The organism is Parapontixanthobacter aurantiacus (assembly GCF_009827635.1).
In the GTDB taxonomy this organism is placed as follows: domain Bacteria; phylum Pseudomonadota; class Alphaproteobacteria; order Sphingomonadales; family Sphingomonadaceae; genus Parapontixanthobacter; species Parapontixanthobacter aurantiacus.
Genome location: NZ_WTYW01000001.1, coordinates 194919 through 208127, shown reverse-complemented (window position 1 = coordinate 208127; position 13209 = coordinate 194919). Strand labels below are relative to the sequence as shown.

Annotated in this window: 13 protein-coding genes; 4 read left to right on the top strand and 9 right to left on the bottom strand. The window is 63.0% G+C overall.

What is annotated here, in order from left to right; all coding sequences use genetic code 11:
- Positions 1-152: 152 nt before the first annotated feature.
- On the top strand, positions 153-887 hold the full coding sequence (locus GRI38_RS00995; protein WP_160681159.1) for a 7-carboxy-7-deazaguanine synthase QueE: 735 nt from the start codon (positions 153-155) through the stop codon (positions 885-887).
- A gap of 9 nt (positions 888-896) precedes the next feature.
- Here the strand turns inward: GRI38_RS00995 and GRI38_RS00990 are convergent, their stop codons facing one another.
- The 6 genes from GRI38_RS00990 to GRI38_RS00965 form a co-directional block, all read right to left on the bottom strand.
- The gene (locus tag GRI38_RS00990) at positions 897-2732 is read right to left on the bottom strand and encodes an ATP-binding protein (protein WP_237487298.1); all 1836 of its coding nucleotides are present in this window, start codon (positions 2730-2732) and stop codon (positions 897-899) included.
- Between the two features lie 108 nt (positions 2733-2840).
- Complete coding sequence (locus GRI38_RS00985; RefSeq protein ID WP_160681158.1) at positions 2841-3593, bottom strand: TIGR02186 family protein; 753 nt, start codon at positions 3591-3593, stop codon at positions 2841-2843.
- Positions 3593-4513 carry a sulfite exporter TauE/SafE family protein gene (locus GRI38_RS00980; RefSeq protein ID WP_160681157.1) on the bottom strand — a complete coding sequence of 307 codons (921 nt, stop codon included), beginning with the start codon at positions 4511-4513 and terminating at the stop codon, positions 3593-3595. Before GRI38_RS00980 ends, GRI38_RS00985 begins: the two co-directional genes overlap by 1 nt.
- A 79-nt stretch (positions 4514-4592) precedes the next feature.
- Entirely contained in the window at positions 4593-5324 is a 732-nt protein-coding gene (locus GRI38_RS00975; RefSeq protein WP_160681156.1) for a hypothetical protein, read from the bottom strand.
- Complete coding sequence (locus GRI38_RS00970; RefSeq protein ID WP_160681155.1) at positions 5282-5695, bottom strand: hypothetical protein; 414 nt, start codon at positions 5693-5695, stop codon at positions 5282-5284. The genes GRI38_RS00975 and GRI38_RS00970 overlap by 43 nt, the downstream gene beginning before the upstream one ends.
- A gap of 4 nt (positions 5696-5699) precedes the next feature.
- Positions 5700-7109, bottom strand: a complete 1410-nt coding sequence (locus GRI38_RS00965; RefSeq protein WP_337191214.1) for a glycosyl transferase family protein — start codon at positions 7107-7109, stop codon at positions 5700-5702.
- Between the two features lie 90 nt (positions 7110-7199).
- Here GRI38_RS00965 and nhaA point away from each other — a divergent pair, with 90 nt between their 5' ends.
- Positions 7200-8402 (top strand): Na+/H+ antiporter NhaA, encoded by a 1203-nt coding sequence (gene nhaA / locus GRI38_RS00960; RefSeq protein WP_160681154.1) that lies wholly within the window; start codon positions 7200-7202, stop codon positions 8400-8402.
- Between the two features lie 36 nt (positions 8403-8438).
- On the opposite strand, the gene GRI38_RS00955 is transcribed toward nhaA, so the two are convergent.
- Both GRI38_RS00955 and GRI38_RS00950 read right to left on the bottom strand, forming a co-directional pair.
- A complete protein-coding gene (locus GRI38_RS00955; RefSeq protein ID WP_160681153.1) occupies positions 8439-8876 on the bottom strand; it encodes a VOC family protein in 438 nt (145 codons plus the stop codon).
- Between the two features lie 111 nt (positions 8877-8987).
- Positions 8988-9776: a TorF family putative porin gene (locus GRI38_RS00950; protein WP_160681152.1), complete on the bottom strand. Its 789-nt coding sequence runs from the start codon at positions 9774-9776 to the stop codon at positions 8988-8990.
- A 375-nt stretch (positions 9777-10151) separates the two neighbouring features.
- On the opposite strand from GRI38_RS00950, the gene GRI38_RS00945 reads away from it, so the two are divergent.
- Together GRI38_RS00945 and GRI38_RS00940 are read left to right on the top strand one after the other, a co-directional pair.
- Complete coding sequence (locus tag GRI38_RS00945; protein ID WP_160681151.1) at positions 10152-10958, top strand: metallophosphoesterase family protein; 807 nt, start codon at positions 10152-10154, stop codon at positions 10956-10958.
- Positions 10955-12265, top strand: a complete 1311-nt coding sequence (locus tag GRI38_RS00940; protein WP_160681150.1) for a UDP-glucose dehydrogenase family protein — start codon at positions 10955-10957, stop codon at positions 12263-12265. The genes GRI38_RS00945 and GRI38_RS00940 overlap by 4 nt, the downstream gene beginning before the upstream one ends.
- Positions 12266-12321: 56 nt before the next feature.
- On the opposite strand, the gene GRI38_RS00935 is transcribed toward GRI38_RS00940, so the two are convergent.
- Positions 12322-13140, bottom strand: coding sequence for a hypothetical protein (locus GRI38_RS00935; RefSeq protein ID WP_337191213.1), 819 nt, complete (start codon positions 13138-13140; stop codon positions 12322-12324).
- Between the last annotated feature and the right edge of the window lie 69 nt (positions 13141-13209).

Below are 13209 nucleotides of genomic sequence, written 5' to 3'. Positions count from 1 at the left end.
ATGCTTCCCGTTCTCTTTCCTCTGAAAGCCCGCCGGCAATGGAGTGAGCCGATCGAACGACCTCGCGGTGATCGACCAATTATCCTTCACAGGACCGTGTTCCATGTGTTCCAACCGTGCTTCAGCTGCGATGAAGCGAGTATGAGGCGGCAATGAAACTCGTTCTTGCAACCGACGATACGGGCGGGCCGGAGATCTTCGCCTCCGTGCAGGGCGAAGGGCCGAGCATGGGGACGCCGGTCGCCTTCATCCGGCTGTCGCGCTGCAACCTCGCCTGCCTCTGGTGCGACACCGCCTATACCTGGCATTTCGAAGGGGACGAGCGCCCGCATCGCGGCGGGCTAACGTTCGAGCGCAAGGCCAACCAGATCAAGCTGGAACCTGCCGACGCGGCAGGGCGTATCGCTGCGCTCGGGCAGAAGCGGCTCGTCATAACCGGGGGCGAACCGCTGCTGCAGGCGGCTGCGCTCGTCCAAATGCTCAAGCATTTGCCCGACATCAGCGTCGAAGTCGAGACGAACGGCACGACCCCGGTCCCGCCCGCGCTCGACATCAGGATCGACCAGTTCAACGTCTCGCCCAAGCTGACGCATAGCGGCAATCCCGCCGAACTGGCGCTCGTGCCGGAACGGCTCGACGCCTATGCCAGCGATCCGCGCGCTTTCTTCAAGTTCGTCGTCGCTTCGCCCGCCGACGTGGACGAGGTGCTGGCGCTGCAACGGCGCTATCGCCTGCCGCCCGCCCGCATCTTCCTCATGCCGGAAGGGACGGACGCGGCGACGCTGAGAGAGCGCGAGGAATGGCTCGTTCCGCTATGCCTCGAACACGGGTTTCGCCTGTCCGACCGCCTTCATATCCACCTGTTCGGGGACACGCGCGGAACGTGATGCGTCGTATCAGCCGGACTGGGCGCGCCACCGCTGGACGGTGCGCTGCACGGCTTCTTCCTCGCCGCCGCTGCCGCTCCACAATTCGACGAAGCTGGGGTCTTCTGAGGCAGGCCGCTTCGCCTCGTCGAGATTGTCGAAGCTGACGCGGATCGGGATGGAGACGCCCTCGCCGCAGACGATGCATTCGCGGTTGCGCAGGGCGGGAATGGAATCGAGGAAGCCTTTCGCGCCTTCGGGCATGGCCGCCTTGACGAACGCCTGGTCGCGCTCGTTGTTGAGGCGCATCGAGATGATCGTGCCGCATTGCGACAGGACGCCCTCGGCAAGGTCGGAGGGACGCTGCGTGATGAGGCCGAGCGAGATGCCGTATTTACGCCCTTCCTTCGCGATGCGCGACAGGATCGTGCCGACCGCCGAACCATCGGCATTGGCTTCGTTGGGGACGTATCGGTGCGCTTCCTCGCAGACGAGCAGGATAGGGCGCGGCTTCTCCTCGCGGCCCCAGATCGCGAAGTCGAAGACGAGGCGCGAGAGGACTGCGACCACGGTAGTGGTGACTTCGGAAGGAAGGCCCGAGACGTCGATGATCGAGATGGGCTTGCCGTCACCCGGCATCCGGAAGACCTTGGAAATGAACTCTGCCATCGTGTCGCCGACGAGCATGCCGGAGAACATGAACTGGTAGCGCGGGTCGGACTTCAGCTCGTCCAGCTTCGACTTGATCCGCATATAGGGCGCGGAGTTGGTCGCCTTGTCGAGCTTGCCCATCTGCTGTGTGACTTCGTTCGAAAGATCCGAAAGCAGATAGGGAATGGGCGAATCGACGGTTATCTTACCGAGGCTCTCAGCGAGCCTGCTCTTCATCCGAGCGTGCAGCAGGCACTTGGCGAGAATGTCGCTGTCGGCCTGCCGCTCGTCCCCGTTGGAGGTCAGGATGATCTCGCAATGCTCCTCGAAGTTCAGCAGCCAGTAGGGCATCTGCAGGTTCGAGGCGTCGAGGATCATGCCGTTCTGCCGAAACGCGGCGGAATATTCGCCGTGCGGGTCGATCATCACGATGTGCCCTTCGGGCGCCGCCTCGCAGATCTTGTGCAGGATGAGGGCCGCGCTCGTCGACTTGCCGGTACCGGTCGAGCCGAGCAGGGCGAAATGCTTGCCCAGCATCGCGTCGATGTAGAGACCGGCGCGGATGTCCTTCGTCGGATACACCTTGCCGATCTGGATATTCGCGCGCCCGTCGCTCGCATATATCTGCTTGAGGTCGCTCGTCGTGCAGGGATAGACGTGCGCGCCCGGTACGGGATAGCGAGTGACGCCGCGACGGAAGCCGAAAACCCGGCCCGTCAGCTTTTCTTCCTGCCCCTCGCCCAAGAAGTCGATATCGGCGAGAATACCGCCATTCGCCTTGCGGTCCTGGCGCTGGTTGCGCACGTTGGCGAGCAGCCAGCTATTGCCGACGCGTACCTTGATCTGGCTGCCGACCTGACCTGCCTGCGAAATGGCGGGGTCGGCATCTTCCATGCATTCGCTGAGGCGCTGAAGGTCGATGGCGATCTGCGATCCGGCGCCCGATACGTCGAGAATGACGCCGATCGGCTGGCTGCCGTTTTCGCTCGGCGGGGCTTCCTCGACCGGGTCGAAATTGGTGCGGGTCGGATCGTATTCGGGCGGTTGCTGCGGCCGGTTGCGCAGGCGCGGCGGAAGTTCGCGCAACGCGTCGTTATCGGCACTGCTCTCGGGCAAGTCGGTAGGCTGGGACGATCGGTAGGAAGCCGGCGGTACGGCCCCGTCTTCCTGCGACGGATCGAATGTCCGCATCCTGTCCGAACCGTAATTATCCATGCTGTAGCTGTCCTTCGCCTCAAACAAATTTCGAGACGAACAGCTAGCCGCCCGCGGTTAAGATCGCGTCAACGCGTAAGCTGCGCGAAGGGCTGTAATGCAGCCGCGTCAGACCATCGCGAAGAGGCGGCCGGCAAGCCAGCCGGTGAAGATCGAGAGGAAGACGGCGACCAGGCCGTAAAGGAGGCCGTAATTTTCCGCAGAAACCTCTACCGCCCGTTCGAAACCGACCTTGCGCACTTCGACTTGCGTCACCGCCGAGGCGATGACCCGCCCGCGCGTTACGGCGAAGGTCTCTGCCGTGTAGGTTCCCGTGACGACGTTGGAGGGCAGCGAAATGCGCGATTGGTAGAGCACCTGCTCGGTAATCGTGACGCCGTCCATGTCCTGCTTGTAGAGCCCTTCGCGCGTCCTCAAATCGACAAGGCCACGGCTGAAGCGCAATTGTTCGTCCGTGTCGATAACCCCGCTCGGAGAAAGCTGGATGTAATCGGTCCCGAACTCGTAGATTGCCGCCGTCTTCGTGTCGACGATCTCCTCTATGGGGCGGGAGGAAGCGACGGCGAAGAATGCCGGGGCAGAGCGGAAATCGCTGCTCTCGGTGTTCATCCAGATGCCGCCGACCCGCTCTTTCTCTCGCAGGCGAATGGGTTCGGATGGTCCGCGCAGGACGACGATGATATCGTATTCGCGGCCCGCACGCTGCCCGCGCGGATCGAGGATGGCGCCGAACAGCAGCAGTTCTGTCCCGGTGAAGCCCTGACGCACGCGCACCTCGTGCTGCGAGATTTCCGGCACAAGGATCGGGTCGCGCTGTCCCGACAGCATGAGGGCGGCGAATATCAGCAGGAGATAGCGCATCACACGTTCTCCAGCAGCTGCACGGTATAAACCTCGTCGGGCCTCACGCCGAGCTTGAACAGCATGACGAAGGCGATCGACAGGACGAGCGCGGCCAGCACGAGCCGCAGAATTTCGGGCTTCACCTGGAAAGCGAGCTTGGTGCCGATCTGCGCCCCCGTGACCGACCCGATCAGCAACAGGGCGACGAGCACCATGTCCACCGCCTTCGTCGTCAGCGAATGCATGATGGTCGTGGCGATCGTGACGAACAGGATGTTGAAGAGCGACGTGCCCACGACGACGTTCGCGCTCATTCCGAGAATGTAGAGCAGTGCCGGAACGAGGATGAAGCCGCCGCCGACGCCCATCAGCATGGTGAGCGTGCCGACCGCCAGGCCGAGAAGGAGCGGCGCGAGCGGCGAGATGTAGAGGCCCGAACGGTAGAAGCGATAACGCAGCGGCAGGGCCGTCACCAGCGGGTGGTGCCGCCGTCTGCGCGGCGGGGGTTTCTCGCCATCCTTGCGGAACAGGGTCTGCAGCGCCTCGCGCCCCATCATCGCACCGATCGTTCCCAGCATCACGACGTAGAGGATGTTGATGACGACATCGATCTGCCCGACCGACTGGAAGAAGCGGAACAGGATCGCGCCCAGCCCTGCCCCGACCATGCCGCCTGCAATGAGGACCGCGCCCATCTGGAAATCCACGCCGCCCCGCGAATTCTGCGCGATCACGCCCGAGACGCTGGCCCCCGTGACCTGCGTCGAGGCACTGGCGGCGGCAACCGTCGGCGGGATGCCGTAGAAGATCAGCAGCGGGGTCGTCAGAAACCCTCCGCCCACGCCGAACAGGCCGGAAAGAATTCCGGTCAGACCGCCCAGTGCGACGATTAGGAGACCGTTCACCGAGAGATTGGCTATGGGCAGATAGACGTCCATCGCCTGTCACCTAACCGAGCGCCTGCCAAACGAAAAGCGCGTATCTCCGGCGCCTTGTCGTCGGCGGAAAAAAGTGGCGTCAAAACCCCGTCGAAATGGTTATCGCGGCACCGTCCGCAGGCATTGCGTCACCGCCTACGCGCACCCTGTAGCTGGCGGCGATGCGAAGCGGGACGTCCGCGATCTGAAGCGTGACGCTCGCCTCAGGCCCGACATCGATGCGCGCCGCGCCTTCCTGCGCGCCGCCCCACGCCCCAGCGCCGACCTCGACTTTTCCGGCAACGCTCGGGGCAAGGTCGAAGGAGGCGACCTCGCGCGATGCGACGATGTGGCCATCGGCGAAGGGGGTCGCGAACGCACCGCCCACATAGCCTGCCTGTCCGTAGCCGCGTGCCTTCGCGCCCAGTGGCAAGGCGACATCGTCGAAGCCGGTGGTAACAAAGGCTGCGGGTCGCAGTTCGGTCTCGTCGTCGCGCAGGGCAAGACGCCCCTCGACATGAGCGACGACGGGAATGGAGGCAAGCAGCCTTGCCTGAAGCCCGATGGCAAGCTCTGCTTCGCCATTTTCGGACAAGGCTTTCGATGCCCGCGCGTGAAGCGCGATATTGCGGCCTCCTGCCTGCGCGATGCGGTAACGCAGGACTGCGCCGATCTGATCCTCGCCGAGAACGCCCGCGGGCGCCCCCGCCCGTTGCACAGTCCTCTGCCCGCCGCGCAGCAATAGCCAGGTGTCTCCCGACCACGGTCCGGGCGTCTGCGCAAATGGCATCAGGCCGAGCGAGGGGGCGGGTCGCTCCACCGGGGAAGCCACGTCTCCTGCGTCGCGCTCACCTTCGGCAACAGGAGCGACAGCCAAAGAAGCGGCGAGCAAATTCTTCGTCGAGACCGAAGTCCGTCGGACCGGCGCGACTGTGTGAGGATCGTCGTTATCTCAAGAAAAGGCGTCGCAGCCACTTCGATCGCAGGGCGGAGGACCTCGGTCGCGATGGGTTCGGGCACCTCTTCCGCTTCGCTGACGGTTGCGAACAATCCGCTCGTATCGGGCTCGACGGGAATGAGAACCGGCGGCTCCCACAGAAGCGCCCGCAGCGTTATCCAGCCCGCGACGATCAGCAGGAATGCCCAGAGCGGCTCGCCCGCCTGCCGCCTCCGCGTCGGGGCCCGATGCTGCGGCGAATGCATCCCGTCAGACGCCCTGCCGGGTCATCATCGGATGAGCGAGATGTTCCGTCTTGTCCCAGCGCGGCGCCTCGCCGCCCAGCGACTTCAGATAGCCGATCACCGCGCGCCGGCCGGCCATGATCGCAATGATGTTCGAAATCGGAATGCGAGCGATGGCCCACAGTCCCTCGACGCGGCCGAACTCACGCGTCGTGAAGATGCAGCGCATGATCGCACGCCAGACGAAGAAGGCAAAATTGAACCAGAGGAGCGCGGCAAGAAACGGAGAAAAGGCTGCCGTATCGCCGATGCCGGTCCGCTCGGCCACCCAGCCCGCCGCATGCATGGCGACGAGAATATAGGCGATGGCGAGCAGCAGCGCGGCAAGCGGGCCGCGCCGGTCGCGCAATTGCATCCACAGCTTCACCGGGCCGCCATGCCAGCCCAGCCGGTCCCAGCTTTGCAAGGCGATGCCATGCGTCCAGCGGGTCTTCTGGCGCACCGACTGGTCGAGCCGGTCGGGAAAGTAGGAGCGGGTCGCAACGAGCGAGCCACTGGCATGCCGCACGCGCAGGAACGTCGCCCTTCCGCCGAAGGACGAAATGCGAAGGCCGAGCTCATAATCCTCCGTCAGGGAATTGGTCGCGAAGGGCCGGGCTTTCTCGCCAGCCAGTGCGTTGTCCCGCGCCAGGAGGTCGAGCATCGGTCGGGCGATCGCACAGCCGACCCCTGCGCCCGGAATACCGGCCTGCAAGACATCTCTCACCGGCATCGTCTTGCCATGCGCTTCGGCGAACTCGTCGCAATAATGGCCCGCGATCAGCGCCGATCCGCGCTGCGGCAGGGCAAGGACGGGCAATTGCACGAATTCCGCCTCTTCGAGCGCGCGGTCCATCAGCGCCAGCGCCGCAGGATCGACCATGTCCTCCGCATCGTGCAACACGACCATCCGAACCGGCTCGCCCGATTTCGCCTCGTCACGTCTCAATGCGTCATAGAGATGGTTGAGGCAGTCCGCCTTGCAGGTCGGCCCGTCGCGCGGAACCACGACCAGTTCGAGGCGCGCGTTTTTCTCCGCGATCGCCGCCACCGTCGCGATGGTCTCGGGATCGTTGCGATAGCAGCCGACATAGATCGTGAGTTCGCGATGCGGCCATGCATTGAGAGCGTAGCTAATCGTAGCGCCGATTACGCGCGCTTCCTGCCAAGTGGGAATGAGGACCGCGGCCCTGCCCGATAACGGAGCGGACAGGCTCTCTTCTTCCGCGAGGCGGGGCGTCGCGATCCGGCCCGTCAGGCGAAGCCAGACATACAGGATGTCGACCGCCAGCTCGTCGAGCGCGCCGATCAGGAAGAAGACCGCCGCGAACAACAGTAATTCGTATTCGACGAGGACGAACCAGTCCCACGGCGAAAGCCCGGCCAGATATTCCACGAAATGCGCCCCTCGTGTCCCCAAGAAAACCCGCAAAGCGCCTATCGATGCTTGCAACTCTTCATCATTTGCGAAAAGGGGTAGAGCGTAATGGCTGACATAAGATTACCGATCCGCAAGATCGCCGCGCCCGTGCGCGCCCTGTTCGTGAGCGACGCCTCTGCCGGCGTTCTTCTGATAATGGTCGCTGCCGCCGCGATGCTTGCCGCGAACTCACCTTTCTCACAGGAATATTACCAGCTCTTCTACGGCGAATGGTTCGACGAGGAGGTGTTCAAGCTCAACGACCTCCATCTTTGGATCAATGACGGTCTGATGGCGATCTTCTTCTTCGTGGTGGGCCTCGAGGTAAAACGCGAACTCATCGCCGGTCAGCTATCGACCCCGGAACAGCGCCGTCTGCCGGTCATGGCGGCCATTGCCGGCATGGCGGTTCCGGCGCTGATCTATGTTTCGATCGCTGGCGGCGACAGCACGCTCATTCGCGGCTGGGCCATTCCCGCGGCGACCGACATCGCCTTTGCGATGGGCGTTCTCGGCCTTTTAGGAAGCCGCGTTCCCGCGTCTTTGCGCCTGTTCCTGCTGACCGTCGCCATCGTCGACGACATCGGGGCGGTGCTGGTCATCGCGGCCTTCTATACCGCGAACATCAAGGTGATGTGGCTGGTCATCTCGCTCCTCGTGTTCGGCGTCATGGTCGCCATGAACCGGTTCGGCGTCGATCGCATCTGGCCCTACATCATCGTAGCGCTGCTCCTGTGGATCGCAGTGCTGTTCTCCGGCGTGCACGCGACCATCGCGGGCGTCGTCGCCGCCCTCACCGTCCCGATGAAGCGCCGCGACGGACAGTCTCTCCTCGAAAAGCTCGAACATTCGCTCGCACCGTGGAGCGCCTATCTCGTCGTGCCGGTGTTCGGCTTCGCCAATGCGGGCGTCGATCTGAGCGATATCGGGCTCGACAACCTGCTCGACCCCCTGCCCCTCGCCATCGCCGCGGGCCTCGTCGTCGGCAAACAGCTCGGCATCTTCGGCATCATCGTCGCGGCGGTCAAGCTGGGCATCGCCAAGGCGCCCGAGAACGCGAACTGGGTCGAGATCTACGGCGTGACGATCCTGTGCGGGATCGGCTTCACCATGTCGCTGTTCATCAGCGGCCTCGCCTTTCCGAGCCAGTTCCTCATCGACGAAGCGAAGATCGGCATCCTGCTGGGCTCCGTCATATCGGCGATCCTCGGTTTCGTCGTCCTTCGCCTGACGACGACCCACCCGGAAGAGGTCCAGGAGCCGGTCTGAACCACGTGCAGCCGAGCGAGCGCGAATTGCGCCGCGCTACCAGCTGCCGGTGTTCTCCATGCTCGCCCAGGGTTCCTGCGGCTCTAGGTGACCCTCTTGCAGCAACTCGACCGAAATACCGTCGGGTGAGTGCACAAACGCCATGTGCCCGTCGCGCGGCGGCCGGTTGATCGTCACGCCAGCGTCCTGCAACCGCTTGCAGGTGTCGTAGATGTTCTCGACCCGGTAGGCGAGATGCCCGAAATTGCGCCCGCCCGAATAGGTTTCGGCGTCAGAGCCATCCTCCGGCGGCCAGTTATAGGTTAGTTCGAGTTCGGCGACCCCTTCCTCGCCCGGCGCGGCAAGGAAGATGAGCGTGAAGCGGCCCGCCTCGCTGTCATGGCGGCGCACTTCGCGCAGGCCGATGAGTTCGAAGAAGCGGATGGTCGTGTCCGGGTCGGACACGCGGATCATGGTGTGAAGATAGCTGGTCATGGCCCGCCCAATAAGCCCCCCGCCACCGTCGCACAATGCGGGCCCAGACAAAAAAGAGGCGCCGCACGAGAATGCCTCGGCGACGCCCCTTCCTCGGTGAACCGAATTATATCAGAAGCTGGCGGACAGCGTGACGACGATCGCATCGTCGACATAGTCGTAATCGCCGACGGGAATGTCGCCTTCGGCCCCGACATATGCCACGCTGATGCCGATCGGACCATAAAGCCCCGCTTCGGCAGTAATGGCCCAGTCGAACGCCTCGGCATCGTCGGTGAAGGTCAGGAACCCGTCCGTATAGCCGAGATGGCCGGTGAGCGTGACCGGCGTGCCCGGAATGCCCGTTCCGACATCGGTATAGAGGTAGAGATTGTCCGTCCCGCCCAGCGAATCCTGCTCCGGCGCGTAGGCCACGCCGACCGTCGCGCTTGCGGGACCGACGGCGAAGCTGCCCGAGCCGTAGAATTCGATATAGTCGAAATCGCCAGGGCCGGCATCGGGATAGAGATAGCCGATGACGCCGACATCGACGGATACGGCGTCGGTCAGGTTACCGCCCCAGCCGCCATAGACGTCGACTTCGGTGCTGCCGAAGCCGACCGTCGTCTCGTCGAGCGAGGACGCCCAGGTTCCGACGTAGAAACCGGATTCATGCGCCATGTCGAAACCGCCCTGAATGGCGATCTCTCCGCCCGACAGGTCGACGCCGCGGAAGCGGTATTCGCTGGTCAGGGCGACATTGGCGGAGAATGTCAGCGGGCCTTCGATTTCGACGCCCTCATCGACTTCCTCTGGCGGAAGAGTGGTCTGCGCCGAAACGCTCGTAGCGCCTGCCGCAGCCGAGAACAGCGCAGCATAGACGAGTGATTTTGCGGCAAGGCCGCGATAGGACGTAAGCATAGGTAATTCCCTTGGAGTGGATTATCGCTACGTCCCTCCTGCGATCCGCCCCGCACCTAATTATGTTAGGTTTGTCGAGCCGAATCCGACGCGATGTTATCCGGCGACCGGTAAGCGCACAACATTTAATTCGGAATTGTCTTGATGTATGACAGTTTCGTGGTCGAGGCGGTGCCGATTGGCAACAATTTGCGGGCTCGCTCATTGTGCGTTGCAACGTAAACGGCTAACCGGCGTCGAATTAAGCGGCGCTTCACCTCGAACGATGCAACCGGTGCGGCTTACGATCATTTCCGTAAACCCGCTTGAGGTTGCAGCGGTGTTGCCGCCTCCTTTTGGCCGATAGCCATCGAACCTGATTGAACCGAAACGAAGATGCTCAATTCGATCCGCAAGATATTCGGCAACCGTGCCGCCGTCGCCGCCAGACCGAGCGTTCCCGAGGGCGAGCGCTACTACGTCGTGGGCGACGTTCATGGCCGCGCGGACCTGTTCAAGGCGTTGTCCGCTGCAATCGAGGCTGACGATGCGGAAGCGGGCGAAGCGGAAACGACCGTCGTCCTTCTCGGCGACCTTGTCGATCGCGGGCCCGAAAGCGCGCAGGTCATCAACCACGCGATGGAATGGCAGGAAAAGCGCAAGCTGCGCTGCCTCGCCGGCAATCACGAGGAAATGTTCCTTGATTCCTTCAAGGAGATCGAGGTCCTGCGCCATTTCGTGAAGCATGGCGGGCGCGAGACGATCCTGTCCTACGGCTTCGACAAGAAACGCTACAATTCCCTCTCGATGAAGGAATTGCAGGACGTGATGGACTGGATCGTGCCGAAGGCCCATCGCGACTTCCTCGAAAGTTTCGAAGAGATCATTTTCGCGGGCGACTATGCCTTCGTTCATGCAGGAATCGACCCAAATCGGGCCATCGACGAACAGAAGCGGCGCGATTTGCTGTGGATTCGTGACCGTTTCTTAAGCCATAGCGGGCAATTGAGCCACGTCATCGTGCACGGGCACACGATCTTCGACGAGGTCATGGATCACGGCACGCGCATCGGTATCGACACGGGCGCCTATCGCTCGGGCAGGCTGACGGCGCTCGTGCTCGAAGGGGAAACGCGGCGCTACATTCAGGCGGTCGGACAGGACGACCGCATAACGATCGAGAAAGTGGAATACGCTACATGAAAATTGCAATGGTGGGTTCGGGCTATGTCGGCCTCGTATCGGGTGCGTGTTTCGCAGATTTCGGTCACGATGTCGTGTGCATCGACAAGGATCAGAGCAAGATCGACCGCCTGCACGACAATATCATGCCGATCTACGAACCCGGCCTGGCCGGTCTCGTCGAAAGCAACGTCAAGGCAGATCGTCTGACCTTCAGCACCGACCTTGCCGAAGCGATCCAGGGCGCCAGCGCCATCTTCATCGCGGTAGGAACGCCCAGCCGCCGGGGCGACGGTCATGCCGACCTGTCCTTCGTTCACGCCGTCGCGCGCGAGATCGGCGAGAACCTGTCGAACGACGCCGTCATCGTGACCAAATCGACCGTGCCCGTCGGAACCGGCGACGAGGTCGAGCGCATCCTTCAGGAAAGCGGTACGCAGCACCGTTTCGCAGTCGTGTCCAATCCCGAATTCCTGCGCGAAGGCGCCGCCATCGGCGACTTCAAGCGACCGGACCGGATCGTCATCGGTACGGAGGACGATTTCGGCCGCGAGGTAATGACCCGCGTCTATCGCCCCCTCTTCATCAATGAATCGCCGATCCTGTTCGTCTCGCGGCGCTCCGCCGAACTCATCAAATACGCGGCGAACGCCTTCCTCGCGACGAAGATCACCTTCATCAACGAAATGGCCGACATCTGTGAAAAGGTCGGTGCGAACGTGCAGGATGTGAGCCGCGGCATCGGCACGGACAACCGGATCGGCCCCAAATTCCTTCACGCCGGACCGGGCTATGGCGGCTCGTGCTTTCCCAAGGACACGCTTGCCCTCCTCAAGACCGCCGAAGATTACGACAGCCCGACGCGGCTTGTCGAAGCGGTCGTGCAGGTCAATGAAAGCCGTAAGCGCGCGATGGGCCGCAAGGTCGTCGACGCATTGGGTGGTGCAAGCGAAGCGCGCGGCAAGACAGTCGCGATGCTCGGCCTGACCTTCAAGCCCAATACCGACGACATGCGCGATTCTCCGGCGATTGCCGTTGCGCAGACGCTGATCGATGCGGGCGTGAAGGTCCGTGCCTATGATCCCGAAGGCATGGAAGCGGCCGCGCCCCTCATGCCGGAAGTCGAGATGGCCGAGGGAACCTACGAGGCAATCGACGGCGCGGATGCGGTGGTGATCGTGACCGAATGGGATGTGTTCCGCGCGCTCGACATCAAGCGGATCAAGTCGCTTCTGACCGCGCCGGTCGTCGTCGATCTGCGCAATATTTACAAGCCCGACGAAATGCGTGAGCTCGGCATCGAATATACGAGCGTCGGGCGCGCCTGAAAGAGCGGTTTAGCGAGGAGCGTCGCTTTGGGTGCTCTTCGGTATCGGGCGGCGGCCTAGACCGGGACTTCGTTGATCGGCGCATCGCCGAACCAGTGACGGCGGTGTTCGCTGCGCTTGAGCGGCGCAGCCATGCCGATCAGGACCAGGACGGCGGCAATCATGGTGGCCACCGCGATGATCTCGAATTGCTGGCCGCCCGCGAAATAGATGCCGGTGAGCGCCCACAGGAATGCAAGGGCGTACCACGGCATCCCCCGGCTGCGCAGCAAAGCAAGCGCGACGAGCAGCGCCCCGCCGACGAGGACGATGGCCGTCATGTTTGCGCCTTCCTGCGACGACAGGACGAGGCCATGGTATTTCAGCGCGGCACTGGCATTCACTATGGTCGCGGCGGTCAGCCAGCCGGACAGCGCGCAAAGCGGTAGCGCTGCAAGCCACTTCTCCTTGAACGTGAACGGACGCGGCGTTTCGACGAATGCGCGCAGCACGACGAGCGAGCAGACGAGACTGAAGGTGATGATCAGGACGGAGATGCCCGTTAGATCGTTCAGCTGCGTATAAAGGGCCCAGACGCCGTTTCCGGCAAACACACCGGCGGCGGGCCATCCGATCCTGTCGAGCAGCGGGTTCTTCACCTGCGTCGGCCAGGCCTGCCACACGGCGAACAGAGCGCTGCCGACATAAAGCGGACCCCAGATCGAGAACGCCCAGCCGGCCGGCGTGATCAGGGTGTCAACGCCTTCGGAGCGACTCCCGATCGGTTCGCCATAACCCATCGAAGGAAGGGTCGTCGCTCCGATCTGGAGGATCAGCGCGGCAATGACCGCCAATCGCTGCACGAGCGAGCGGTTGTCGTTAGTCAGGGTTAGCACAGGTTAAGAAATCCCGTTTCGGGTGCTTCGTTCCCTTGCGCTTTGCCCATGCTTTAACGACGTGAAACG

Bases quoted from the DNA above. Each gene is read 5' to 3' on its own strand.
- GRI38_RS00985 (WP_160681158.1), bottom strand. From the start codon at position 3,593: ATGCGCTATCTCCTGCTGATATTCGCCGCCCTCATGCTGTCGGGACAG.
- nhaA (WP_160681154.1), top strand. From the start codon at position 7,200: ATGGCTGACATAAGATTACCGATCCGCAAGATCGCCGCGCCCGTGCGC.
- GRI38_RS00955 (WP_160681153.1), bottom strand. From the start codon at position 8,876: ATGACCAGCTATCTTCACACCATGATCCGCGTGTCCGACCCGGACACG.
- GRI38_RS00995 (WP_160681159.1), top strand. From the start codon at position 153: ATGAAACTCGTTCTTGCAACCGACGATACGGGCGGGCCGGAGATCTTC.
- GRI38_RS00940 (WP_160681150.1), top strand. From the start codon at position 10,955: ATGAAAATTGCAATGGTGGGTTCGGGCTATGTCGGCCTCGTATCGGGT.
- GRI38_RS00945 (WP_160681151.1), top strand. From the start codon at position 10,152: ATGCTCAATTCGATCCGCAAGATATTCGGCAACCGTGCCGCCGTCGCC.
- GRI38_RS00980 (WP_160681157.1), bottom strand. From the start codon at position 4,513: ATGGACGTCTATCTGCCCATAGCCAATCTCTCGGTGAACGGTCTCCTA.
- GRI38_RS00950 (WP_160681152.1), bottom strand. From the start codon at position 9,776: ATGCTTACGTCCTATCGCGGCCTTGCCGCAAAATCACTCGTCTATGCT.
- GRI38_RS00990 (WP_237487298.1), bottom strand. From the start codon at position 2,732: ATGGATAATTACGGTTCGGACAGGATGCGGACATTCGATCCGTCGCAG.
- GRI38_RS00970 (WP_160681155.1), bottom strand. From the start codon at position 5,695: ATGCATTCGCCGCAGCATCGGGCCCCGACGCGGAGGCGGCAGGCGGGC.